Raw genomic sequence first — 23,870 nt, 5'->3', positions numbered from 1 at the left:
GTCCGACTCGCTATTGGTGCATGCGCAATTTTTCACTTCCCGATGCGGAGCCTTTCCGCAGAAGTGCGAGAAGCAGCGATATCGCAGCAGGTGTCATACCGTCAACACGCGCAGCCTGGGCAATGTTCTCTGGACGTGCCTTTTCCAGCTTTTGTTTCAGTTCGTTGGAGAGACCGGACAAAGACTGAAAATCGAAATCATTGGGGATTTTTCTCTCTTCATCTCGCTTGATATCGACAATATCCGCGCTTTGGCGCTGCATATAGACAGCGTAACTCGCTTCGATTTCCAAAACCTCAGCGACCTTGGTATTAAGCGCCCGTAGCTCCGGCCAATGAGTGGTAAGAGTTTCCATCGTGATATCGGGGTAGGCGAGCATTTCATAAACCGAACGACGTTGACCGTCCTGGTTGAGTTTCAATCCCTGTTTAGCAGCCTGGGAGGGACTGATGGAAATGCTCTTCATCAGCTCGCGACCCCGATCCAGATCTGAGATAAAATCTGCGAAGCGTTTTTGGCGGTCATGCCCGATAATGCCGGCCATCTGACCGACAGGCGTAAGTCGCAGATCAGCGTTGTCAACGCGAAGTGAAAGCCGATATTCGGCTCTCGACGTAAACATTCGATAGGGTTCGCTGACACCCTTGGAGGTGAGATCGTCGATCATCACACCGATATAGGATTCGGTACGACTGAAATGAATAGGGTCTGCATTGCCTGCATATAGCGACGCATTCAACCCGGCAACCAGACCCTGGGCGCCCGCCTCTTCATAACCCGTCGTGCCATTGATCTGCCCTGCCAGGAATAATCCCGGAATTTTCCGGCATTCCAGAGAAGGCTTCAGCTCACGCGGATCGACATAGTCATATTCAATCGCGTAGCCGGGCTGAATGATGTTGACTTGCTCAAGGCCGGGGATGGTGCGGATAAACTGCTCCTGAACTGAGGCAGGAAGCGACGTCGAAATTCCATTTGGATAAATTGTGTGGTCATCAAGGCCTTCTGGCTCCAGGAATATCTGGTGACCGTCCCGTTCACCGAAGCGTGTAATCTTGTCTTCGATCGACGGACAATAGCGCGGGCCAACACCCTCGATCTGTCCCGAATACATCGCTGACAGATGAATATTATCCTGAATGATCTTGTGTCCCGCCGGCGTCGTCCGGGTTACGCCGCATTCGATCTGTGGATTGACAATGCGATCCGTCATAAAGGAGAACGGAACGGGATCTTCATCGGCCGCTTGCCGATCCACAGCGTTCCAATCGATCGTGCGACCATCAAGCCGGGCAGGGGTGCCAGTCTTCAATCGCCCCATGGCAAGGCCGAGGCGGGCAAGTGTTTCGGAAAGACCGACAGACGGTTTTTCACCAACCCGGCCTGCGGGAATCTTTTCGGAGCCGATATGAATAAGGCCGCGTAGAAAAGTGCCGCTCGTCAACACAACAGCACCACAAGGAATCCGGCTACCGTTCGCCATTATAACGGCAGATACCCGATCATTGGTCATGTCAATATCGAAAGCATCACCTTCAATAATGCTAAGGTTTTCAATCGCATTGATTTCCCGCTGCATCGCCTCGCGATAAAGCCGCCGATCAGCCTGCGTGCGCGGCCCGCGGACGGCGGGGCCTTTTTTGCGATTGAGCATACGGAATTGAATTCCCGCTGCATCAGCAACCCGGCCCATCAAACCGTCCAGCGCATCAATTTCGCGAACCAGGTGTCCTTTACCGAGACCACCGATTGCCGGGTTACAGGACATCACCCCGATCGTCTCTCGCTTATGGGTAACGAGAGCGGTTTTAGCGCCATGTCGTGCAGCGGCAGCCGCAGCTTCGCTGCCGGCATGTCCACCACCGATAACAACGACATCAAATGACTGGTGCATATCTCTGCGCCTTATCCCAAATCATCGGCTTTGCCGTATTGGCCACCAATGTTTCACGTGAATCATTTTCCAATGCAGAATTCCGAGAAGATCACGCCCAGCAAATCTTCCACATCGACGCGGCCAGTAATGCGTCCAAGCGATGTTGCTGCGAGTCTCAAATATTCCGACCTTATCGCAAGGTCCATGGTCTCGGAATTGAGCGCATCACTAACATAGTTCAGCGTCTCTTCAAGTCGTTTTTTGTGCCGGGCGCGGGCAGGAACCAATGTCTGTGCAACACCAACCCTGCTTTCAATCTCTCGCTTGATCAATAAACGCAATTCGTCGAGACCGACGCCTTCCCTGGCGGAGATGGCGAGATCAAAAACAGCGTCAACTGTAGAAGAGGAAATCGCGGTTTTTGTCCGTAGATGCAAATGGCGAGCATTTTCCAGCGAAATGATGGATTGTTTCGGAGGCGAATCGTTATCTTGCAATATCAAAATAAGATCCGCGGTTTCCGCCGTCAGAACGGCCCGCCTTACACCTTCCTTTTCGACCACGTCCTGCGTCTCCCGAATTCCGGCCGTATCGAATATGCGGACCAGGTAACCGTCGAGATTAATATCGACGCTCAGCACGTCTCTGGTCGTGCCAGCAATGTCAGTGACAATAGCAACGTCACGGCCGCTCAGAGCATTAAGAAGCGTGGACTTGCCAGCGTTAGGCTCTCCCACCAGCGCCACCTTGAACCCGTCACGAATGATCTCGCTGCTTCCGCCGTTCTGGAGATGGCTGGTGATTTCACTATGAAGTTGCATCATCGCGTCCCACACCTGCGCGGCAACTGAATCCGGCACATCTTCCTCGTCGGCGAAATCCAGCTCTGCCTCGATCAGGGCGCGAGCACGCGTCAACCGGCCTGCCCAGCCATCGTAGAGCGCTGACAGCTTACCAGTGCTCTGCTCAACCGCTAGCCGCCGCTGCATCTCCGTTTCAGCCTGCAGCAGATCCGCCAGACCTTCGATCTCGAGAAGATCCATCTTGCTGTTTTCAAACGCTCGGCGGGAGAACTCGCCGGCATCCGCCGGCCGAAATCCTTCGAGCAGTTCGAGCTCGGCAAAAATTGATGCGACAACCGCGCGGCTTCCGTGGCTGTGGATTTCGATGCAGTTCTCACCCGTGAAGGAATTTGGTGCAGGGAAAACGATCATCAGCGCCTGATCGATGATCTCATTGTTTCGGTTTCGAATCGAACATAGAACCGCCTGCCGCGGTGCGGGAAGGTCACGACCGGTCAACGTCACAAAGGCTTCGAACGCTGCGGGCCCACTTATCCTGATAATAGCGACGCCGGCCGGCAATGCTCCACTGGAGAGCGCATAAATGGTATCGGCGGAAGCTGGCATCATTCACCTCGGTTAAAACAGTCAAGCCGCATCCGAATGAACGGATGCGGCTTTAAAGCTTTGTCGATGGAACCGGTAAAACTCCGGATCAGGTATTCATCGATTCGAAGAAATCCGAATTTGTCTTGGTCTGCTTCAACTTGTCGATCAGGAACTCGATGGCATCCATCGTTCCCATCGGCGCGAGAATGCGGCGAAGCACGAAAATCTTCTGGAGATCCTGACGCGGCACGAGCAGGTCTTCCTTACGTGTACCGGACTTGAGAATATCGAGTGCCGGGAAGATACGCTTGTCAGCGACCTTACGGTCAAGCACGATTTCCGAGTTACCCGTACCCTTGAATTCTTCAAAGATGACTTCGTCCATGCGGCTGCCGGTGTCGATCAGCGCGGTCGCGATAATCGTCAGCGAACCACCTTCTTCGATGTTACGTGCGGCACCGAAGAAACGCTTCGGCCGCTGCAACGCGTTGGCATCCACACCACCGGTCAGGACCTTGCCGGAAGACGGAACGACCGTGTTATAAGCTCGGCCGAGGCGGGTGATGGAATCGAGCAGGATAACGACGTCGCGGCCATGTTCGACAAGGCGCTTCGCTTTTTCGATGACCATTTCGGCCACCTGGACGTGGCGTACAGCCGGTTCGTCGAAGGTTGACGACACCACCTCACCCTTGACCGAGCGCTGCATGTCTGTGACTTCTTCCGGACGTTCGTCGATCAGAAGAACGATCAGGTAACATTCCGGATGGTTAGCCGTGATGGAATGCGCGATGTTCTGCAAGAGAACAGTTTTACCGGTACGCGGCGGGGCGACGATCAATCCACGTTGGCCCTTGCCAAGTGGCGCGACCAGATCGATCACACGCGACGACAGATCCTTCGATGTCGGAAGCTCCAGCTCCATCTTGAACCGCTCATTCGGATAAAGCGGCGTCAGGTTATCGAAGTGAACCTTGTGACGGATCTTTTCAGGATCGTCAAAATTGATCGTGTTGACTTTGAGAAGCGCGAAATAACGTTCGCCTTCCTTGGGTCCACGGATCGGCCCCTCGACAGTATCGCCGGTCTTCAGAGAGAAACGGCGAATTTGCGAGGGCGAAATGTAGATATCGTCCGGACCCGGCAGATAATTTGCATTTGCGGACCGTAGAAAACCGAAACCGTCCTGCAGGACTTCAACGACGCCTTCGCCGATAATTTCGATGTCCTGGCTCGCGAGAACCTTGAGGATTGCGAACATAAGCTCCTGCTTGCGCATGGTGCTCGCATTTTCAACTTCCAGGGATTCAGCAAAAGTTAGCAAGTCGGTAGGCGATTTGCTCTTAAGTTCCTGAAGCTTCATTTCAGCCATGAAGGAAAGACCGTTTGATAATGTAATGTCGGGGGAGGGCGTGTTCGCGAATCAGATGCTGAGGGAGAAGCCGCAGATGACTGAATAATTCACATGCCACGAGATGAGTGGTCCGAAAATAGCGATTGAATAGGGCTACTGCAAGAGGAAAGCACGAATTCCGCGAAATTTATCGTTGCGACCTCTTAACCGAAGGGTTTCACAACCACAAGTATGACTATGAGGATCATCAGTACCGTCGGAACCTCGTTCATCAACCGCCAGTGACGGGCAGGCTTGATATTTTCATCCCGGGCGAACCGTTTGGCACTGCGGGTGAAATAGACGTGGGCGATGGTTAGAAGCACCACCAGTGCGATTTTCGCATGTAGCCAGCCGCCGGAAAAACCATAAACCGACCATGCGAGATAGAGCCCTAGTATCCAGCTGATCATCATCGCCGGGTTCATGATGACCTTGATCAACCGCTGTTCCATCACCTTGAAGGTTTCGGATTGCTGCGAACCGGTGGGTGCATCGGTGTGGTAAATGAACAGGCGCGGCAGGTAAAAAATCGCCGCCATCCAGGAAATCACCGCGATGATATGAAGCGCCTTGATCCACAGATAGAGATCGGCCGGATCGGCGTAAAACAACAAAGCGACAAAAGCGGCAAAGACACCGAGCGCCATACCTGCGCGAAGGGCAGCCCTGTTTCCCGAGCGGGCGGAGGTCTGCTTCTCGCCGCTCATGCCCCGGCTCCGCCGGCACGCACCCGCTGCACCAGCCTTGCAACGTTTTCCGGATCGGCCTGCGGCGTGATGCCATGGCCGAGATTGAAGATCAGCGGGCCCTGGCCCAGAGCCTGCAGCACAGCGTCGATACCGTCCTCCAGAGCCTTGCCACCCGCCACCATCAGCATGGGGTCCAGATTGCCCTGTACCGGGCCTTCCTTCTGCAAGTCCCTTGCGAAACCGAGTGGCACCGACCAGTCGAGCCCGATGGCGTCTGCGCCCGTTTTGCGGCGATAATCCTTCAAAAGATAACCGGCCCCCTTGGCAAAGGCGATGATCTTCGCGGAGGGGCGGCGAGCGCGCACCGAAGCGATGATACGGGCGACGGGTTTTACCGCATATTCCTCGAATTCCTTCTCGCCGAGCACCCCGGCCCAGGAGTCGAAAATCTGCACCGCATCGGCCCCGGCATCAATCTGCGCCACAAGGTAATCGGCGGAAACCTCAGCCAGCAAGGCAAGAAGCTTTTCCATGGCTGCCGGCTCCCGATAACCGAACAAGCGCGCCGGCGCCTGATCAGGTGTTCCGTGGCCGGCAATCATGTAGGTTGCAACCGTCCAGGGCGCACCACAAAAACCGAGAAGCGTCGTCTCATCCGGTAAGGTCTGGCGCAAGCGTGAGACGGTTTCGAAAACGGGCGAAAGATGCGCAATGACATTGCTCGCATCCAGCCTGTCGATGCCATCCGCGTCGATCGGATCCATGGCCGGACCCTTTCCCTCGCTGAAGGAAACATTGCGATCAAACCCATCCGGTATCACCAGAATATCGGAAAAGAGGATAGCTGCATCAAGACCGAACCGGCGAATGGGCTGAAGGGTCACTTCGGTTGCCAGTTCGGGATTATAACAGAGATCGAGGAAACTGCCGGCGTTCTTTCGCGTTTCCCTGTACTCCGGAAGGTAACGCCCTGCCTGCCGCATCAGCCATATGGGCGGAGGTGTGACCGTCTGCCCGTTCAACACCTTTAAAACCTTACGCTCGCTCATGCCACCCAACTTCCAAAAAATAAAATCTAAGAGATTTAAAAGATTTTCTATTTCTTAGAGTCGGTGAGTAGCAAGGATTAAAATCTTTCCAGTCGATATGCCGCAGTCGGGTGTAAGCGCCAAGACCTGAACACGGCATTTCATCGCTTCATGGCAATAAATTGGATAATAGATATTTATATAATATTTTCAGAGATTTAAGTTATATCCTTTGAAGCCGTTGCCTGTGGATCATCTGTGGACAGTTTTGAACAAGTTCAGAGTTTCCAGACAATTCACAGGCATGCCTGATAGCAAGGACGCCACTTGCGGATTGTGGAAAAAACCCACTTTATCCACGAGGCGGCTCGGCCCGCGGAACAATTCGGAAGTTTGTCCCGGTTTATCAACAGCGAGAGAAAAACAGCGTGGAGAACAAAAAAAGTTTCTTCCATTTGCACCTGATTTCGGACTCAACCGGAGAGACTCTCATGTCGGCCGGTCGTGCCGTCTCGGCGCAGTTCCACGCTTCGATGCCGGTGGAACATGTTTATCCGATGATCAGGAACCAGAAGCAGCTCGCCCAGGTGGTGGATCTGATCGACAAGGAACCGGGCATCGTTCTTTATACGATCGTGGATCAGCAGCTGGCCGAGTTCCTGGATTTGCGCTGTCACGCGATCGGGGTGCCCTGCGTCAACGTCCTGGAGCCGATCATCGGCATTTTCCAGACCTATCTAGGCGCACCTTCGAGACGGCGGGTCGGGGCGCAGCACGCGCTGAACGCGGATTATTTCGCGCGGATCGAAGCGCTCAATTTTGCGATGGACCATGATGACGGGCAAATGCCGGAAAGCTATGACGAAGCCGATATCGTCATCATTGGGATCAGTCGAACGTCGAAAACACCGACAAGTATCTATCTCGCCAACAGAGGCATAAAGACCGCCAATATACCGGTCGTTCCAAACGTGCCGTTGCCGGAAAGCCTTTATGCCGCCACCCGTCCCTTGATCGTTGGTCTCGTCGCGACATCGGACCGCATATCGCAGGTACGTGAAAACCGGGAACTCGGCACGACCGGCGGATTTGACAGCGGGCGCTACACGGATCGCGCTACCATCATGGAAGAGCTGAAATATGCGCGTGCGCTCTGTGCCCGTAACAATTGGCCGCTGATCGATGTTACACGCCGCTCCATAGAGGAAACGGCCGCGGCAATCCTTGCCCTTCGCCCGAGGACACGATAATCCGGATCGCACCATTCGGAGCAGATAGTCAATGAAACAAGAGTTGATCCTCGCCTCGTCCAGCGCATCCCGTCAGATGTTGATGCGCAATGCGGGGCTGACATTTTCGGCGATCCCGGCGGATATTGACGAGCGCGCGCTCGACGAGCAGCTGGAAAAAAATGGCGCAAAGCCGGAAGAGGTTGCGTTGGAACTGGCGAGGGCCAAGGCGCTTGCGGTAAGTGCCCCGCATCCGCAAGCACTCGTTCTTGGATGCGACCAGACGATGGCGCTCGGTGCCCGGGTGTACCACAAGCCAAAAACCATGGCCGAAGCCGAAGCACATCTGCTCTCATTATCCGGCAAGGTTCATCGCCTGAACAGTGCAGCCGTTCTTGCTCGCGACGGTGATGTCGTATGGCAGACGATCTCCAGTGCCGAGCTTTCGGTGCGAACTTTGAGCGCCGAATTCGTCTCCCGCCACCTGCAACGCGTGGGTGAAAAGGCCTTGAGCAGTGTCGGTGCCTATCAGCTCGAGGGCGAAGGAATCCAGCTATTTACTTCGATAGAGGGGGATTATTTCACCATTCTTGGCCTGCCGCTTCTGCCTCTCTTAATGAAACTGCGCGACATGGATGTCATCGATGGCTGATTCACGTGAAACATTAACTATAAATGCCTTCGTTGTCGGTTATCCGATCAAGCACTCGCGCTCGCCGATCATCCATTCCTACTGGCTGAAGAAATTCGGGATACCCGGCTCCTATAAGGCCATTGAGGTTGCCCCCGGTTACTTCCCCGATTTCATCACGGCACTAAAGGAACAGGGTCCTGGTGTAGCGGTGGGTGGCAATGTCACCATTCCGCACAAGGAAGCGGCCTTTAAGTTGGCGGATAGTCCCGACGAGCTGGCGGAGGAACTGGGTGCAGCCAATACCGTCTGGATGGAAGAGGGCAGGCTGCATGCCACCAACACGGATGGCTATGGCTTCGTTTCCAATCTCGATGAGCGCCATCCCGGATGGGAGAAAACCGACCGGGCGGTCGTGTTCGGAGCCGGCGGTGCAAGCAGGGCCGTCGTTCAGTCGCTGCGGGACCGCGGTATTGCCGAAATCCATGTCCTGAACCGCACGGTCGAACGTGCCCGTGAAATGGCCGACCGTTTCGGTGCACGGGTTTTTTCTCATCCTCAGGGCGCGCTTCATGAAGTCATGCAGGACGCCGGGTTGTTTGTGAACACGACATCGCTGGGTATGGACGGAACGGAAGCGCCCGAGATTGATTTTTCGCCGCTCGCTGCAAGTGCTGTTGTAACCGATATCGTCTATGTGCCGTTGAGAACCCCCATCCTCCAGATGGCGCAGACGCAGGGTATTGCGACGGTCGATGGGCTTGGCATGCTTCTTCATCAGGCAAAACCCGGCTTTAAAAAATGGTTCGGCAAAACGCCGGAAGTTGATGACACTCTTCGTTCCCTCATCATTGAGGATATGGAGAAACATTGATGATCGTCATCGGTCTCACCGGCTCGATCGGAATGGGAAAAACGACCACGGCGAAACTGTTTGCCGCGGAAGGGATACCGGTTCTCGATTCTGATGCGGTTGTGCACGACCTCTATTCTGCAGATGCCGTGCCGATGATCGAAGCCGCCTTTCCGGGCACGACCATTTCCGGCAGGGTCGACCGTCTTGAACTCGGTAACATCCTCAGGGAGAATCCGGCTAATTTTAGCAAGCTGGAAGCAATCGTCCATCCGCTTGTTCGTGAAAGACAGGAAGCTTTTCTCCGTAAGGCGAGAGAGGAAAGTCAAAATTTCGCCGTTCTCGATATCCCGCTGCTGTTTGAAACCGGCGCGGAAACGAGGGTCGATAAAATAGTCGTTGTTAGTTGCGCGCCGGAAATACAGCGCCAGCGGGTTTTGTCCCGTCCCGGCATGACGGAAGAGAAATTCGAAATGATATTGGCCCGGCAAATGCCCGATGCCGAAAAGCGCCGGCGGGCCGATTTTATCATCGATAGCGGAAATGGTGTCGAAGCTGCACGGGATCAGGTAAGAGAAATTCTGCAGAGACTAAGTGCCGGTTCGGGCAACGGAGAGAAAAATGCGTGAGATCATTTTCGATACGGAAACCACAGGCCTTGAATCGAAACTGGACCGCGTGATCGAAATCGGCGGAATCGAGCTCAACAACCATTTTCCGACCGGCCGCACATTGCATATTTATATCAACCCGGAAGATCGCAAGGTTCACCCGGACGCGCTTGCGGTGCACGGCATCACCGACGACTTCCTGAAAGACAAGCCGAAATTCGCCGAAGTCGTCGACGAAATCCGCGAGTTTTTTGAAGGTGCCCGCTGGGTGGCGCATAATGCGACATTCGACATGGGTTTCATCAATGCGGAATTTGCCCGCCTCGGCATTGCGCCGGTCTCATCTGAATTGGTGACGGATACGCTTTCGCTTGCACGCCGCAAGCACCCGATGGGTCCGAATTCCCTCGACGCACTTTGCCGGCGTTACGGGATCGACAACTCCCACCGCACCAAACACGGCGCGCTTCTCGACTCCGAACTGCTCGCCGAAGTCTACATAGAAATGATTGGTGGGCGCCAGACAGCGCTCGGTTTCGGTTCCGGCTCCAAACAGCAAGCGGTCACTATCGAGGATGATGATGTCCCGAATGAGCCGTTGCAAAGGCCGCATCCTCTACCATCAAGACTGGATGCGGAGACCATCGCGGCGCACGGCAAGCTCGTTCTCGGTATGGGCGACAAGGCGATCTGGAACCGTTACCAGAATTAAGTGCGCCTGGCGCTTAGATGCGCCGTTGAAAAATGACGAGAACCATCAAATAAAAAACCCGGGCGATGAACCCGGGTTTTGTTTTGTGTGAACTCTAAAAAGAGCGGCGTCGCGTACAATTCAGTTCGGTACGGCCTGAACCTTGGCTCTGGCCTGTTCCTCGGCAACGCGCTGCGAAAACATCTGCGCGAAATCGATCGGATCGATCATCAGCGGCGGGAAGCCACCATTGCGGGTGACATCGGCGATGATCTGGCGTGCGAAGGGGAACAGCAGGCGCGGGCACTCAATGAACAGCACCGGCAGCATATGTTCCTGCGGGAAACCGGCAATGCGGAACACGCCGCCATAAACCAGCTCGGCTGCAAACAGAACCTTGTCGCCATCCTTGGCTTCGGCATTCAGCGTCAGCACAACGTCGAAATCCGAACCCGAAATCGGGTTTGCGTTGACATTGACATTGATGTTGATCGACGGCGCATTGTCACGAGCCTGAAGCGAACGAGGAGCACCCGGATTTTCGAAAGAAAGATCCTTGATGTACTGGGTAAGAATGTTGAGGGAAGGACTAACTGCGCCCTGTGCGCCATTTTCAGCGGTCATTACGTTTCCTCGCGGCGTGATTTCGTGGAAGGCGGTCTATCATTTCGACTTGAGCCTTACAACCCTCGTGCTCTCGCCTCTCTAACCCTTTGCCGTGCTTCAGGGTTTGGGCAGGTTGCGATCATCCGGCTTGTGGGACCAGGGAGAATCCTTGGGCCCTTCGCGGTGAAACTCCTCTTCGTCGAGGTCCACGACCTTGGAGCTACCCTTATTTCCCTGACCATTGCTGAACCCGGAAAAGTCACCGGGTTGCGGCCCGGTCTGGCCGCCGGGTTGACCCGACTGGCGAAATGAACCGGCCACGACGACGCGGGGTCCGAGGATCTTCCAGAAAAAACGTCTCACCGTTTTCGACAAAAGCAGTAGGCCGAGGATATCGGTGATGAAACCCGGGATGAACAGCAGGATGCCCGCCACGACGCGCATGGCGCCATTGACCAGCTCATCGGCAGGCTGGGCGCCGGTGCGGCCTGCGGCCTGGAGATTTCTCACCATGCCGATGCCGCCGAGCCGCAGGATCAGCAAGCCCAGAAACGACGTAAACAGGACAAGCGCCAATGTCAGCCACAGACCGATTGTCTTGCCGACGATGATGAAACCGGCAATTTCCAGGATTGGCATCATCAGGATGACGATGGGGAGAAAGGAAAAACGCATCTTCTAGCCTTGCGTGTGCATCTCTGGCAGATTGCCGGTTCCCGAGAACACCGATGATTGAATCTGCACATTTGAATGATGATAAGATGCAGACTATATGATGTTCAGGTTTTTGAATTTAAATGGCGGTTTTGGTAAAAGATGGGCTTTAGCGACTTTATCACATTGTTTTTTCTCGTTGCAGCGGTGCTGATCTTTCTTCAGCTGCGCAGCGTTCTTGGTCGCCGAACCGGCAATGAGAAGCCGCCATTCGACCCTTACACGCCGCGCGATGTCGCGAAAGGCCCCGTCACGGATGATAACAAGGTCGTGACCCTGCCCAAACGCTCTGAGGCGGAGGACGAAAACCGCTTTGCCGAGGCGGATGCTCTGGCACCCGTCGATACTGCCTTGAATACATCCCTGCGCGAGCTGATGACCAAGGACCCGACCTTCCGCCCCAAGGAATTCCTGAACGGCGCCCGCATGGCCTATGAGATGATCGTCATGGGTTTTGCCGATGGTGACCGCAAGACGTTGAAGAACCTTCTGTCGAAGGAAGTTTTCGACGGGTTCGAGGCGGCCATTTCCGAGCGGGAAAGTCGCGGCGAGGTGGTCAAGTCCACTTTCGTGGGAATAGAGAAGGCTGATATCACCCAGGCCGGTATCCGCGATTCCGAAGAGCAGATCACGCTCAGAATAGTCAGCCAGTTGATTTCGGCCACCTATGACAAGGATGGCAAGCTGGTGGACGGCGATCCCGATGCGGTTGCGGAAGTGGACGACATCTGGACCTTCTCGCGTGATGTCCGCTCGCGCGATCCCAACTGGAAGCTGATCGCCACTGAATCCGAGCAATGAATACGCCCTTTTCGTTCGAAGAAGTTTCTTTCGGTGATCTGCCGGGATGGCAGGAGGACGATCCGCGTAAGCTGTTTCCGGCGATGCGGACAATCCTGTCACATCTTCGGAATTCAAAACCCTACAGGACCGGCGCGCTGGGTCTCACCGCCGGCGAACTGGCCTCGCTTCTGGAACTGGCGGATGAGGAACAAGCGGATAGTCCCCAGCAGGCCCGCCGGTTTTTCGAGACGAATTGTGTACCTTTCAAAATTTCACCACCCGGCGGAAAACGCGGTTTTGTAACTGCCTTTTATGAACCGGAGCTTGAGGTATCGTCAGTCCGCGACGATGTCTGGAAGTATCCGGTCTACCGCCGCCCACCGGAGCTGGTGGATATCGATGACGAAAATCGCCCGAGCGGTTTTGATCCGTCCTATGCTTTTGGCAGAGAGGGCGAGGACGGCATTTCCTATTTTCCCGATCGCCGCGCGATCGACGAAGGATATCTGCAGGGCAGGGGGCTTGAGATTGCCTGGGCGAGATCGAAGGTCGATCTGTTTTTCGTCCACGTTCAGGGTGCTGCCCGTCTTCTGTTTCCTGATGGAGAGGTGAAACGCATCACCTATGCCGCCAAGGCCGGGCATCCGTTCTCGCCGATCGGTCGGTTGCTTCTGGATCGTGGGGAACTGGATCCGAAAACGATCTCGATGCAGACAATTCGCAAATGGCTCGCCGACCATCCGGATGAGGTGGATGGGGTGCTATGGCATAATCGCTCCTATATTTTTTTCCGGGAGGCTGATGTTGCCGGCCTGGATATGGGACCTATCGCCGCCGCCAAGGTGCCGCTGGTCGCCGGGCGGGCGCTTGCGGTGGACAGGCTCATCCACACCTTCGGTTTTCCCTTTTTCATCCATGCGCCGTCATTGACCCACCTGGATAATGGAAAGCCCTTCGCGCGGTTGATGCTGGCGCTCGATACTGGCTCGGCCATCGTTGGCCCGGCACGCGGCGACATTTTCACCGGCTCGGGTTTCGAAGCCGGGGAACTTGCAGGCACAGTGCGCAACGACGCCGATTTCTATATGCTGTTGCCGCATGTTGCTGCGAAAAGGTATCGGCGATGAAGGGCAGTCGAAAGCTTGGCAAGGAAGAACGCATTCTGTGGGGTAAGGTCGCAAGAACAGCCAGACCCATCTCCGGCAGGCTGGAGGATTTGCTGGCTTTCGACGATATCGAGGAAGCCGCGGCGGAACCTGTCGTCCCGCAAACGGCAAACGCCGTCTTCCCAAGGATGCTCGCGGAGCCGGTGGACGTTTCGCCCTTTACGCCGGACAAGAAGCCAAAAATTCATCAACCGATGGAAAAGCCGGTTAAGCGCAAGTTGACGCGCGGGCGGTTGCCGCTGGAAGGCCGTATCGATCTGCATGGCATGTTTCAGAGCGAAGCCCATGCGGTTCTGCTCGACTTTCTATTGCGGGCGCACGAGCGGGGCCTTCGGCATGTGCTCGTCATCACCGGCAAGGGTCGCTCCATCGGCAGCGATGGTGCGCTGAAAAGGGCCGTGCCCATGTGGTTCGCCAAACCGGAATATCGTTACTTGATTTCATCCTATGAGGATGCATCCGCCAATCACGGCGGCGATGGCGCTCTCTATGTCCGGTTGGCGCGCCGCAAGGGTGAAAAATCATGACGCCCTTTGCAGAAGCCGTGCGGCTGCTTCGTGAGCGCAAGGGTGTGACACAGAAGGAGATGGCGGCGGCAATCGGAGTTTCCCCCGCTTATCTCTCAGCACTGGAGCACGGCAAACGCGGCAAACCGAGCTTCGATCTCCTCCAGCGCATCGCCGGATATTTCAACATCATTTGGGATGAGGCGGAGGAATTGTTCTTTCTCGCCGGCTCCTCCGACCCCAAGGTGGCGATCGACACGGTCGGTCTGCCGCCGCAATATACGGCTTTTGCCAATCGGCTGGCGCGGGATATTCGCAAGCTGCCGCTGAGTGTGATAGAGGAACTGTCAGCGGTGCTACAAAAAAGCCGTTCTTGCGATTGAAACCCCTCTATCCCCTGCTTTATGCAGCGTTCTGAGGCATGTGGCCTTTGGGATTGAGTGTAGAATTTCTATAGTCGTATGTCGGATTTGAGTGATTCGCGGGCTTCAGGCCTTCTCACTGAAAACTTGGCCAGGAAATTTTGGAAAGAGTACTTATGACCGAAACATCGTCAAGCGAAGTCGGCGCCAACACTGAATACGGAGCCGATTCGATCAAGGTCCTGAAGGGTCTTGATGCTGTGCGCAAACGGCCCGGCATGTATATCGGCGATACCGATGACGGCTCCGGTCTGCATCACATGGTCTACGAGGTGGTTGACAACGCCATCGACGAGGCGCTTGCGGGTCATGCCGATCTGGTGACGGTGACGCTCAACGCCGATGGTTCGGTGACGGTAACGGACAACGGACGCGGCATTCCGACTGATATCCATTCTTCCGAAGGCGTTTCCGCCGCGGAAGTCATCATGACCCAGCTTCATGCGGGCGGAAAATTCGACCAGAACTCCTACAAGGTTTCCGGCGGTCTGCATGGCGTGGGCGTTTCGGTCGTAAATGCGCTCTCGGTTTGGCTGAAGCTCAGAATCCGCCGCAATGGTAAGCTGCACGAAATCGGCTTCACCCATGGGGTTGCCGATGCTCCGCTCTCGGTCATTGGCGAATATGAAGGCCGCTCCGGCACGGAAGTCACCTTCCTGGCGAGCCCCGACACCTTCACCATGACGGATTATGATTTTGGTACGCTGGAGCATCGCCTGCGCGAACTGGCGTTTTTGAATTCCGGCGTTCGTATCGTGCTCACCGACAAGCGTCATTCTGATATCAAGCAGGAAGAGTTGCTCTACGATGGCGGTCTTGAAGCCTTCGTGCGTTATCTCGACCGTGCCAAGAAACCGCTGGTAGACAAGCCGGTGGCCATTCATGGCGAAAAGGACGGCATCACGGTTGAGGTCGCGCTCTGGTGGAACGACAGCTACCACGAAAATGTGCTCTGCTTCACCAACAACATTCCGCAGCGCGACGGCGGCACCCATATGGCTGGCTTCCGCGCGGCGCTCACGCGTCAGATGACATCCTATGCCGAGACTTCCGGCATCATGAAAAGGGAAAAGGTCAGCTTGCAGGGTGAGGACTGCCGCGAAGGACTGACGGCAATTCTTTCCGTCAAGGTTCCCGACCCCAAGTTTTCTTCGCAGACGAAGGACAAGCTCGTTTCGTCTGAAGTGCGCCCTGTCGTGGAAAGTCTCGTCAATGAGGCCCTGTCCACCTGGCTCGAGGAACATCCGTCCGACGCCAAGATTCTTGTCGGCAAGGTGGTGGAAGCGGCCATTGCCCGTGAAGCCGCCCGCAAGGCGCGCGAACTGACGCGCCGCAAGGGTGCGCTCGATATCGCCTCTCTGCCCGGCAAGCTCGCCGATTGCTCCGAACGCGATCCGGCGAAATCCGAACTCTTCCTCGTCGAGGGTGACTCCGCAGGCGGTTCGGCCAAGCAGGGCCGCTCGCGCGAAACGCAGGCCATCCTGCCACTACGCGGCAAGATCCTGAACGTTGAGCGCGCCCGTTTCGACAAGATGCTGTCCAGCCAGGAAATCGGCACGCTGATCACCGCGCTCGGCACGTCGATCGGCAAGGACGAATTCAACGCAGACAAGCTGCGCTACCACAAGATCATCATCATGACGGATGCTGACGTCGACGGCGCCCACATTCGTACCCTGCTGTTGACCTTTTTCTTCCGCCAGATGCCGGAACTGATCGAGCGTGGCCATCTCTATATCGCCCAGCCGCCGCTTTATAAGGTGACGCGCGGCAAATCCGTGCAGTACCTCAAGGATGAGAAGGCGCTGGAAGAATATCTGATCTCGATGGGCATCGAGGATACGTCGCTGACGCTCGGCTCCGGCGAAGTACGCATCGGCGCTGACCTTCGTGAGGTCATTCTCGATGCGGTGCGCATGCGCACGCTGATCGACGGTCTGCATTCCCGCTACAGTCGCTCCATCGTGGAACAGGCCGCCATTGCCGGCGCCCTGAACCCCGAGCTTTCGGCCGATGCTGCCCGTGCCCAGGAAACCGTTGCCGAAGTGGCCCGGCGTCTGGACATGATCGCGGAAGAAACCGAACGCGGCTGGTCCGGCATGGTGCTGGAAGATGGCGGCTTGCGCTTCGAGCGCATGGTACGCGGTGTCAAGGAAATCTCGACGCTCGATATGGGCCTGATCGGTTCGGTCGATGCCCGTCATATCGATCAGCTCGCGGCCCGCACGCGCGATATTTACGTCACTCCGCCGGTTCTGCAACGCAAGGACGGCACTATGGAACTGGCCGGACCGCGTGCGCTTCTGGATGCTATTTTTGCCGCCGGCCGCAAGGGCCTTTCCATGCAGCGTTACAAGGGTCTCGGTGAAATGAACGCCGAGCAGCTGTGGGAAACCACACTCGACGCCAATGTGCGTTCGCTGCTGCAGGTCAAGGTCAACGATGCGACGGATGCCGACGGCCTGTTTTCGCGCCTGATGGGTGATGAGGTGGAACCGCGCCGCGACTTCATTCAGGAAAATGCGCTCAGCGTTGCCAATCTCGACATTTAATCCTGTGGGACGTCTCGCGTGACGATTCACGTGAAACGAAACTTTAACGAAAGGCCCGGCGGTCAATTTCCGCCGGGCCTTTTGTCATCTGTGTTGTCGGATATCAATCGGCCTTGCCGGTGAACCGCCCCTTGAAAGCTACGTCCGAAAGGGGGAGGCGCTTGCTGGGCACTTCCCGTTCTGCCAGATCGTCAGGAAGAACAGCCTTGTCGGTCAATGTGCCGATGGCAACTGCGGCCTCCACCTTATATCCATCCGGAACATCAAGCTTTTCCACGATCTGGTCTTTAAATATGCCTGCCATGCCATGGGCGTGGTAACCGAGCAGATGCGCCTGCATGGCAAGTGAAAACCATGCCGCACCGGCATCGAAGGAATGGGTCGCTGAAGGCTTTTTCTCACCCTCTCGTGAAATATTGTGGTCGCGGGAAAGGACGAAGAGTAGCACCGAGGCATTTTTTGCCCAGCGCTGGTTTCCTTCCATCAGCAGTTCCACGAAGAGCGGCCAATCCTCGCTATCCTTGTGCGCGTAGACAAACCGCCACGGTTGCTGGTTGGATGCCGATGGCGCCCAATGCGCAGCATCGAGAATGGTCAGCAGATGCTCGTTTGGCATCGCATCTCCATCGAATGCGCGTGGAGACCAGCGATCGAGGAAGAGTGGATCGACGGCATATTCGGATTGCCGGGAATTGCTGTTTGTCACGGGCGTGTCCTTTTGATTGTCGGGAGGGAAAAGGTATTTTTCGAAAGTCGAAGCAGTCAAGGGGTGACAAGTATGAATGTATCGTTCATATATGCATCACCTTGTCTGACAACCGGGAGAGAGTTCCATGAAATTGATGCGCGTTGGCCAGCCTGGCCAAGAAAAACCTGCGATCCTCGACGCGGAAGGAAAAGTCCGCGATCTGTCTGCTCATGTCAAAGACATCGGCGGTGAAGCCATTTCTCCGGAAGGCCTGAAGAAGATTGCCGCCATCGACCTCGGCACTCTTCCCGTGATCTCCGAAGAGCGCATTGGCGCTTGTGTTGCCGGAACCGGAAAATTCATCTGCATCGGCCTCAATTTCTCTGACCACGCCGCTGAAACCGGTGCGACCGTACCGCCGGAACCGGTCATTTTCATGAAGGCGACCTCGGCAATCGTCGGTCCGAACGACGATGTTGTCATTCCGCGCGGTTCTGAGAAGACCGACTGGGAAGTCGAACTCGGCGTCGTCATCGGCAAGACCGCGAAATATGTATCTGAGGCCGATGCTCTCGACTACGTCGCCGGTTATTGCGTTTCGCACGATGTTTCTGAGCGGTCTTTCCAGACGGAGCGTGCCGGACAGTGGACCAAGGGTAAATCCTGCGACACCTTCGGTCCGATCGGCCCCTGGCTGGTCACGAAGGACGAAATCACCGATCCGCAGAACCTCGGAATGTGGCTGAAGGTCAACGGCCAGACAATGCAGGACGGCTCCAGCAAGACCATGGTTTACGGCGTCGCGCATGTCGTTTCCTATCTCAGCCAGTTCATGTCTCTCCATCCCGGCGACGTCATTTCCACCGGCACGCCTCCGGGCGTCGGCATGGGCCAGAAGCCCCCGCGTTACCTCAAGACGGGCGATGTCGTTGAACTCGGCATTGAAGGCCTCGGTTCCCAGAAACAGACCTTCGTTGCCGACATCTGATTATCAACAAACGTTCAACTGAAATTGAGGCGCCGGAGGGAAACCACCGGCGCCTTCGATTTTGTGCAGTTGCGAAAAGCTGCTATGGTCAAAAAAAGAGCTTGATCCGCGAGGAGGCGTAATCAGTGTTCTACCACCTCTATGAAATGAACCATGCGGCGATGGCGCCACTGCGCGCCGGTGCCGATATGATGCGCCAGGCATGCAGCAATCCTTTGAACCCGCTTTCCAGCACCGCCTTCGGGCGAAGCCTCGATGCAGGCTTTGAGGTATTCGAGCGCCTGACGCGCCGTTACATCAAGCCGGAGTTCGGTTTGGCGACTACCACCGTCGATGACCGGACCGTTGCCGTCACTGAAGAGATCATCTGGTCGCGTCCCTTCTGTAATCTCGTTCATTTCAAAAAAGAACTCGATGCGGCCCGCAAACCATATCCGAAGGTGCTGCTGGTGGCGCCTATGTCAGGCCACTACGCCACATTGCTGCGGGGAACGGTCGAGGCGCTGCTGCCATCGGCGGATATCTATATCACCGATTGGATCGATGCCCGCATGGTGCCAGTCACCGAAGGGACATTCGATCTCGACGATTACATCAGCTACGTCATCGATATGCTGCGCGAGATCGGGCCCGGCGCCCATGTGGTCGCTGTTTGTCAGCCCTCGGTTCCGGTTCTGGCCGCAGTGTCCCTGATGGAAGCCGATGGTGACGGTTTCGCGCCTGCATCCATGACGCTGATGGGCGGTCCGATCGATACGCGCATCAATCCCACAGCCGTCAACGGTCTGGCCACGGCCAAGCCAATCGAATGGTTCCGCGACAATGTCGTCATGCAGGTACCGTGGCCGCAGCCGGCTTTTGGCCGGAATGTCTATCCCGGCTTCCTGCAATTATCCGGCTTCATGTCCATGAACCTCGACAAGCACATGACGGCACACAAGGATTTCTACCTGAACCTCGTCAAGAACGACGGCGATTCCGCTGAGAAGCATCGCGATTTTTACGATGAATATCTGGCCGTGATGGATTTGACGGCGGAGTTCTACCTGCAGACGGTGGAAACCGTCTTCATCGAACACGCGCTTCCCAAGGGAAACATGCAGCATAGGGGCAGGGCCGTCGATCCCGCTGCCATTCGTAACGTCGCGCTGTTCACCGTGGAAGGCGAAAACGACGATATTTCCGGTGTGGGCCAGACCAAAGCCGCGCACGATCTTTGCCGGAACATCCCCGATGAAAAGCGTGCGCACTACATGCAGCCCGACGTCGGTCACTACGGCGTTTTCAACGGGTCGCGTTTCCGCAAGGAGATTGTGCCGCGCATGGTGGAATTCATCCGCAAGAACCAGACTGTCTAGCGCTGGAAGCCAGGCGATGCCGCGCATTTGCGTGGCCAAGCCGGTGTCGAATCGGCTATGAACAGTCCATGTTTTCGTTCCTCAGAAAATCCGTGAAGTCGCCGGCGCCGAAAAAGGTAGCGCCCAGCCAGCGCACCGTCGAGGTGGCTGGCCGTCATGTGCCCATTACGGTGAAGGAAAACCCGCGCGCCACGCGCATCACCTTGCGCATCGAACCCGGCGGCCGGGCTCTGAAGCTGACGATCCCGATGGGGCTTCACCATGGCCAGGTGGATGATTTTCTCGAAAGGCATCAGGGCTGGATTGAAGGCAAGCTTTCGAAAATCACCCCAGATGACGGTTTGCGTCATGGTGCGTCGGTTGATATTCGCGGCGTATCCCATCGTATCCATCACACTGGCAGCCTGCGTGGCCTGACTCACATCTCCAAAGACGAGGACGGCACGGCGGTATTGAAAGTCAGTGGAGCGCCCGAACACCTGCGCAGACGGGTGGCCATGTTTTTGAAAAAGGAAGCGAAGGCTGATCTGGAGAGGCTTGTTGCGGTTCACGCGAGCGCGGCCGGAAAGCCTGTGCGATCCATCAGCATGAAGGACACCCGCAGCCGCTGGGGTTCGTGTTCCCATGATGGAAATCTGAGTTTCTCGTGGCGTATCGTCATGGCTCCGGAAAAGGTCATCGATTATCTCGCAGCCCACGAGGTTGCGCATCTGCGGGAAATGAACCACGGCCCGAAATTCTGGGCCCTGTGCGAAAAACTCTGCCCGCATACGCAGGAAGCCAAGGAATGGCTGAAACGTCACGGCTCTAAACTCCACGCCATCGATTTTGATTGAAAGTGGAGACGTGCATCGCCATCTGGATTCACGTGAAACATTCCATGGAAAACGGGTGCGATTTGGCTCGACTCTTGTCGCATTTCGTGTCAGGTCGCGGGTATGAAACCGGATATCAAGATTTGCGGATTGAAGACACCGGAAGCGCTGGAGCGTGCCGTCAGGCGCGGCGCCTCCCATGTCGGCTTTATTTTCTTTGAAAAGAGCCCCCGCAACATCGAGCCCGATATCGCCGGCAGGCTGGCGGAAGCCGCCCGTGGCGCCGCAAAGGTGGTCGCCGTTACCGTCAATGCCGAAAATGATGATCTGGATGAGATCGTTGATCTGCTGAGACCGGATATTCTGCAATTGCACGGCAGTGAAAGCCCGGAGAGGGTGCTGAACATCAAAGCACTCTACGGCCTTCCGGTAATGAAGGCGCTTTCCGTTCGCGACGCCGCTGATCTTGCCAAGATTGATCCCTATATAGGCATAGCCGACCGTTTCCTGCTGGATGCCAAGGCGCCTGCGGGTTCCGATTTGCCGGGCGGCAACGGAGTAACCTTCGACTGGACCATCCTGCGCTCTCTTGACGGAAGTATCGATTACATGCTTTCCGGGGGATTGAACAAGGACAATGTCGCGGAGGCTCTGGCCGAAACCGGAGCTGGCGGACTGGATTTGTCGTCCGGTGTGGAGAGCGCGCCGGGCGTCAAGGATCTTGCGATGATTGATGCATTCTTCGATGTGGTGAATGATTGGTCGAAAGGCCCAAAGGGAGCTTGAAGTGAACGACGCGCCAACACCCAATTCTTTCCGCGCCGGTCCCGATGAGGACGGCCGTTTTGGCATTTACGGAGGCCGCTTCGTTGCCGAAACGCTGATGCCGCTTATTCTGGATTTGCAGGCGGAGTGGGACAAGGCAAAGACCGATCCCGAATTTCAGGCAGAACTCAAATATCTCGGCGCTCATTACACCGGCCGCCCGAGCCCGCTTTATTTCGCGGAACGCCTGACGGCCGAACTGGGCGGCGCCAAGATCTATTTCAAGCGCGAAGAGCTGAATCACACCGGCTCGCATAAGATCAACAATTGCCTTGGCCAGATCCTGCTTGCCAAGCGCATGGGCAAGACCCGTATCATTGCCGAAACCGGCGCCGGCCAGCACGGCGTTGCCTCGGCGACCGTCGCCGCACGCTTCGGCCTGCCCTGCGTCGTTTATATGGGCGCGACGGATGTTGCCCGTCAGGCGCCGAATGTTTTCCGCATGAAGCTTCTGGGCGCTGAGGTAAAGCCGGTAACGGCTGGCCACGGCACTCTGAAAGATGCCATGAACGAGGCGCTGCGCGACTGGGTCACCAATGTCGATGACACCTATTACCTGATCGGCACAGCTGCCGGCCCGCATCCCTATCCGGAAATGGTTCGCGATTTCCAGGCCGTCATCGGTGAGGAAGCAAAGGCACAGATGCTGGAGGCGGAGGGCCGTCTTCCGGATATGGTCATTGCGGCTGTCGGCGGTGGCTCGAATGCCATCGGCATCTTCCATCCTTTCCTTGATGACAAGAGTGTCCGTATCGTCGGCGTCGAGGCTGGCGGCAGGGGTCTTTCGGGTGAGGAGCATTGCGCTTCGATCACGGCCGGTTCGCCGGGGGTTCTGCACGGAAACCGCACCTACCTTCTTCAGGATGCGGATGGCCAGATCAAGGAAGGCCATTCCATCTCCGCAGGTCTCGATTATCCCGGCATCGGCCCTGAGCATTCCTGGCTGAACGATATCGGCCGCGTGGAATATGTACCGATCATGGACCATGAGGCGCTGGACGCCTTCCAGATGCTGACCCGCCTCGAAGGCATCATTCCCGCTCTGGAGCCAAGCCACGCGCTGGCGGAAGTCATCAAGCGCGCACCGAAGATGGGCAAGGATGAGATCATCCTAATGAATCTTTCGGGTCGTGGGGACAAGGATGTCCACACCGTCAGCAAGTTCCTCGGAATGGAAATGTAAGACCATGACTGCACGTATGGACAAGCGCTTTGCCGATCTGCGCGCTGAAAACCGCCCGGCTCTGATTACCTATTTCATGGGCGGCGACCCGGATTTCGAAACCTCGCTCGGCATCATGAAGGCACTGCCGGAAGCAGGCGCCGACGTTATCGAGCTCGGCATGCCGTTTTCCGACCCGATGGCGGATGGCCCGGCGATCCAGCTGGCAGGACAGCGCGCGCTGAAAGGCGGCCAGACGCTGAAAACCACGCTCGATCTCGCCCGCGAGTTCCGCAAGGAAGACGACGCGACCCCGATCGTGATGATGGGATATTACAATCCGATCTACATCTACGGCGTCGACAAATTTCTTGACGATGCGTTGGCGGCTGGCGTCGATGGTCTGATCGTGGTTGATCTGCCGCCTGAAATGGATGATGAGCTCTGCGTGCCCGCCTTGGCGCGCGGCGTGAATTTCATCCGTCTCGCCACGCCGACGACGGATGGCAAGCGCCTGCCGACCGTTCTTAAAAATACCTCAGGTTTCGTTTATTACGTATCGATGAACGGTATTACCGGTTCCGCACTGCCCGATCCCTCGTTGATCTCTGGCGCGGTCGGTCGTATCAAGGCGCATACGGAACTGCCGGTTTGCGTCGGTTTTGGTGTCAAGACGGCCGATCATGCCAAAGCGATCGGTGCCGTGGCGGATGGCGTGGTGGTCGGTTCGGCCATCGTCAACCAGATTGCCGGCAGTCTGACGAAGGACGGGCAGGCAACCGCCGATACCGTGCCATCCGTCACGACGCTGGTAAAAGGACTTTCAACGGGCGTGCGTGCGTCGCGCCTTGCCGCTGCGGAATAAGCGCGCGGCCCAGTCAGGAGTAGTC

General features: G+C 56.3%; 24 protein-coding genes. 16 read left to right on the top strand and 8 right to left on the bottom strand.

Annotation, left to right across the window (positions count from 1 at the left end):
- Positions 1-10: 10 nt before the first annotated feature.
- From mnmG to hemE, 5 genes are all read right to left on the bottom strand, one after another.
- Positions 11-1,894, bottom strand: coding sequence for a tRNA uridine-5-carboxymethylaminomethyl(34) synthesis enzyme MnmG (mnmG, locus tag FB593_RS15210; protein WP_112391995.1), 1,884 nt, complete (start codon positions 1,892-1,894; stop codon positions 11-13).
- A gap of 62 nt (positions 1,895-1,956) precedes the next feature.
- Positions 1,957-3,288, bottom strand: a complete 1,332-nt coding sequence (gene mnmE, locus FB593_RS15205) for a tRNA uridine-5-carboxymethylaminomethyl(34) synthesis GTPase MnmE (protein WP_186447928.1) — start codon at positions 3,286-3,288, stop codon at positions 1,957-1,959.
- A gap of 85 nt (positions 3,289-3,373) precedes the next feature.
- On the bottom strand, positions 3,374-4,639 hold the full coding sequence (gene rho / locus FB593_RS15200) for a transcription termination factor Rho (RefSeq protein WP_013637014.1): 1,266 nt from the start codon (positions 4,637-4,639) through the stop codon (positions 3,374-3,376).
- 185 nt (positions 4,640-4,824) lie between these two features.
- Positions 4,825-5,370, bottom strand: coding sequence for a protoporphyrinogen oxidase HemJ (gene hemJ, locus FB593_RS15195; protein WP_111803846.1), 546 nt, complete (start codon positions 5,368-5,370; stop codon positions 4,825-4,827).
- Positions 5,367-6,401: a uroporphyrinogen decarboxylase gene (gene hemE, locus FB593_RS15190; RefSeq protein WP_111803845.1), complete on the bottom strand. Its 1,035-nt coding sequence runs from the start codon at positions 6,399-6,401 to the stop codon at positions 5,367-5,369. Before hemE ends, hemJ begins: the two co-directional genes overlap by 4 nt.
- A gap of 407 nt (positions 6,402-6,808) precedes the next feature.
- Here hemE and FB593_RS15185 point away from each other — a divergent pair, with 407 nt between their 5' ends.
- Genes FB593_RS15185 through dnaQ form a run of 5 tightly spaced genes read left to right on the top strand, consistent with a single transcriptional unit; the run spans position 6,809 to position 10,416 of the window.
- Complete coding sequence (locus FB593_RS15185; RefSeq protein ID WP_003516369.1) at positions 6,809-7,630, top strand: pyruvate, water dikinase regulatory protein; 822 nt, start codon at positions 6,809-6,811, stop codon at positions 7,628-7,630.
- 31 nt (positions 7,631-7,661) lie between these two features.
- On the top strand, positions 7,662-8,261 hold the full coding sequence (locus tag FB593_RS15180) for a Maf-like protein (RefSeq protein WP_145166729.1): 600 nt from the start codon (positions 7,662-7,664) through the stop codon (positions 8,259-8,261).
- Positions 8,254-9,114 (top strand): shikimate dehydrogenase, encoded by an 861-nt coding sequence (locus FB593_RS15175; protein ID WP_111796794.1) that lies wholly within the window; start codon positions 8,254-8,256, stop codon positions 9,112-9,114. Before FB593_RS15180 ends, FB593_RS15175 begins: the two co-directional genes overlap by 8 nt.
- The gene (coaE, locus tag FB593_RS15170; protein WP_111796795.1) at positions 9,114-9,722 is read left to right on the top strand and encodes a dephospho-CoA kinase; all 609 of its coding nucleotides are present in this window, start codon (positions 9,114-9,116) and stop codon (positions 9,720-9,722) included. The genes FB593_RS15175 and coaE overlap by 1 nt, the downstream gene beginning before the upstream one ends.
- A complete protein-coding gene (gene dnaQ / locus FB593_RS15165; RefSeq protein WP_003516361.1) occupies positions 9,715-10,416 on the top strand; it encodes a DNA polymerase III subunit epsilon in 702 nt (233 codons plus the stop codon). Before coaE ends, dnaQ begins: the two co-directional genes overlap by 8 nt.
- Positions 10,417-10,536: 120 nt before the next feature.
- Here dnaQ and secB read toward each other — a convergent pair whose 3' ends face one another.
- Both secB and FB593_RS15155 read right to left on the bottom strand, forming a co-directional pair.
- On the bottom strand, positions 10,537-11,019 hold the full coding sequence (secB, locus tag FB593_RS15160) for a protein-export chaperone SecB (protein WP_003516359.1): 483 nt from the start codon (positions 11,017-11,019) through the stop codon (positions 10,537-10,539).
- Between the two features lie 99 nt (positions 11,020-11,118).
- On the bottom strand, positions 11,119-11,676 hold the full coding sequence (locus FB593_RS15155) for an FxsA family protein (RefSeq protein WP_003516350.1): 558 nt from the start codon (positions 11,674-11,676) through the stop codon (positions 11,119-11,121).
- A 141-nt stretch (positions 11,677-11,817) separates the two neighbouring features.
- Between FB593_RS15155 and FB593_RS15150 the strand changes: the two genes are divergently transcribed.
- From FB593_RS15150 to gyrB, 5 genes are all read left to right on the top strand, one after another.
- Positions 11,818-12,516 carry a Tim44/TimA family putative adaptor protein gene (locus tag FB593_RS15150; RefSeq protein WP_003516349.1) on the top strand — a complete coding sequence of 233 codons (699 nt, stop codon included), beginning with the start codon at positions 11,818-11,820 and terminating at the stop codon, positions 12,514-12,516.
- Positions 12,513-13,625: a murein transglycosylase A gene (locus tag FB593_RS15145; protein ID WP_038489214.1), complete on the top strand. Its 1,113-nt coding sequence runs from the start codon at positions 12,513-12,515 to the stop codon at positions 13,623-13,625. Before FB593_RS15150 ends, FB593_RS15145 begins: the two co-directional genes overlap by 4 nt.
- Positions 13,622-14,191, top strand: a complete 570-nt coding sequence (locus tag FB593_RS15140; RefSeq protein WP_013635178.1) for a Smr/MutS family protein — start codon at positions 13,622-13,624, stop codon at positions 14,189-14,191. The genes FB593_RS15145 and FB593_RS15140 overlap by 4 nt, the downstream gene beginning before the upstream one ends.
- Positions 14,188-14,553, top strand: a complete 366-nt coding sequence (locus tag FB593_RS15135; protein ID WP_003516346.1) for a helix-turn-helix domain-containing protein — start codon at positions 14,188-14,190, stop codon at positions 14,551-14,553. Before FB593_RS15140 ends, FB593_RS15135 begins: the two co-directional genes overlap by 4 nt.
- A 155-nt stretch (positions 14,554-14,708) precedes the next feature.
- Positions 14,709-17,144, top strand: coding sequence for a DNA topoisomerase (ATP-hydrolyzing) subunit B (gene gyrB, locus FB593_RS15130; protein ID WP_003516345.1), 2,436 nt, complete (start codon positions 14,709-14,711; stop codon positions 17,142-17,144).
- 103 nt (positions 17,145-17,247) lie between these two features.
- Here the strand turns inward: gyrB and FB593_RS15125 are convergent, their stop codons facing one another.
- Positions 17,248-17,850, bottom strand: a complete 603-nt coding sequence (locus tag FB593_RS15125) for a nitroreductase family protein (protein ID WP_145166728.1) — start codon at positions 17,848-17,850, stop codon at positions 17,248-17,250.
- Positions 17,851-17,977: 127 nt separating this feature from the next.
- On the opposite strand from FB593_RS15125, the gene FB593_RS15120 reads away from it, so the two are divergent.
- From FB593_RS15120 to trpA, 6 genes are all read left to right on the top strand, one after another.
- Positions 17,978-18,820, top strand: a complete 843-nt coding sequence (locus FB593_RS15120; RefSeq protein WP_145166727.1) for a fumarylacetoacetate hydrolase family protein — start codon at positions 17,978-17,980, stop codon at positions 18,818-18,820.
- Between the two features lie 125 nt (positions 18,821-18,945).
- Complete coding sequence (locus tag FB593_RS15115) at positions 18,946-20,178, top strand: polyhydroxyalkanoate depolymerase (protein WP_145166726.1); 1,233 nt, start codon at positions 18,946-18,948, stop codon at positions 20,176-20,178.
- Positions 20,179-20,246: 68 nt separating this feature from the next.
- On the top strand, positions 20,247-21,014 hold the full coding sequence (locus FB593_RS15110; protein ID WP_013635183.1) for a M48 family metallopeptidase: 768 nt from the start codon (positions 20,247-20,249) through the stop codon (positions 21,012-21,014).
- Between the two features lie 102 nt (positions 21,015-21,116).
- On the top strand, positions 21,117-21,779 hold the full coding sequence (locus tag FB593_RS15105; protein WP_145166725.1) for a phosphoribosylanthranilate isomerase: 663 nt from the start codon (positions 21,117-21,119) through the stop codon (positions 21,777-21,779).
- A gap of 1 nt (position 21,780) precedes the next feature.
- Positions 21,781-23,001 carry a tryptophan synthase subunit beta gene (gene trpB / locus FB593_RS15100; RefSeq protein ID WP_038489230.1) on the top strand — a complete coding sequence of 407 codons (1,221 nt, stop codon included), beginning with the start codon at positions 21,781-21,783 and terminating at the stop codon, positions 22,999-23,001.
- Positions 23,002-23,005: 4 nt separating this feature from the next.
- Positions 23,006-23,845 carry a tryptophan synthase subunit alpha gene (gene trpA / locus FB593_RS15095; protein WP_003516338.1) on the top strand — a complete coding sequence of 280 codons (840 nt, stop codon included), beginning with the start codon at positions 23,006-23,008 and terminating at the stop codon, positions 23,843-23,845.
- The last annotated feature ends 25 nt before the right edge of the window (positions 23,846-23,870 follow it).

The organism is Rhizobium sp. SJZ105 (genome assembly GCF_007828365.1).
Taxonomy (GTDB): domain Bacteria; phylum Pseudomonadota; class Alphaproteobacteria; order Rhizobiales; family Rhizobiaceae; genus Agrobacterium; species Agrobacterium tumefaciens.
The sequence above is the reverse complement of the archived record's forward strand: the minus strand, read 5'-3'. Positions and strand labels throughout refer to the sequence as shown.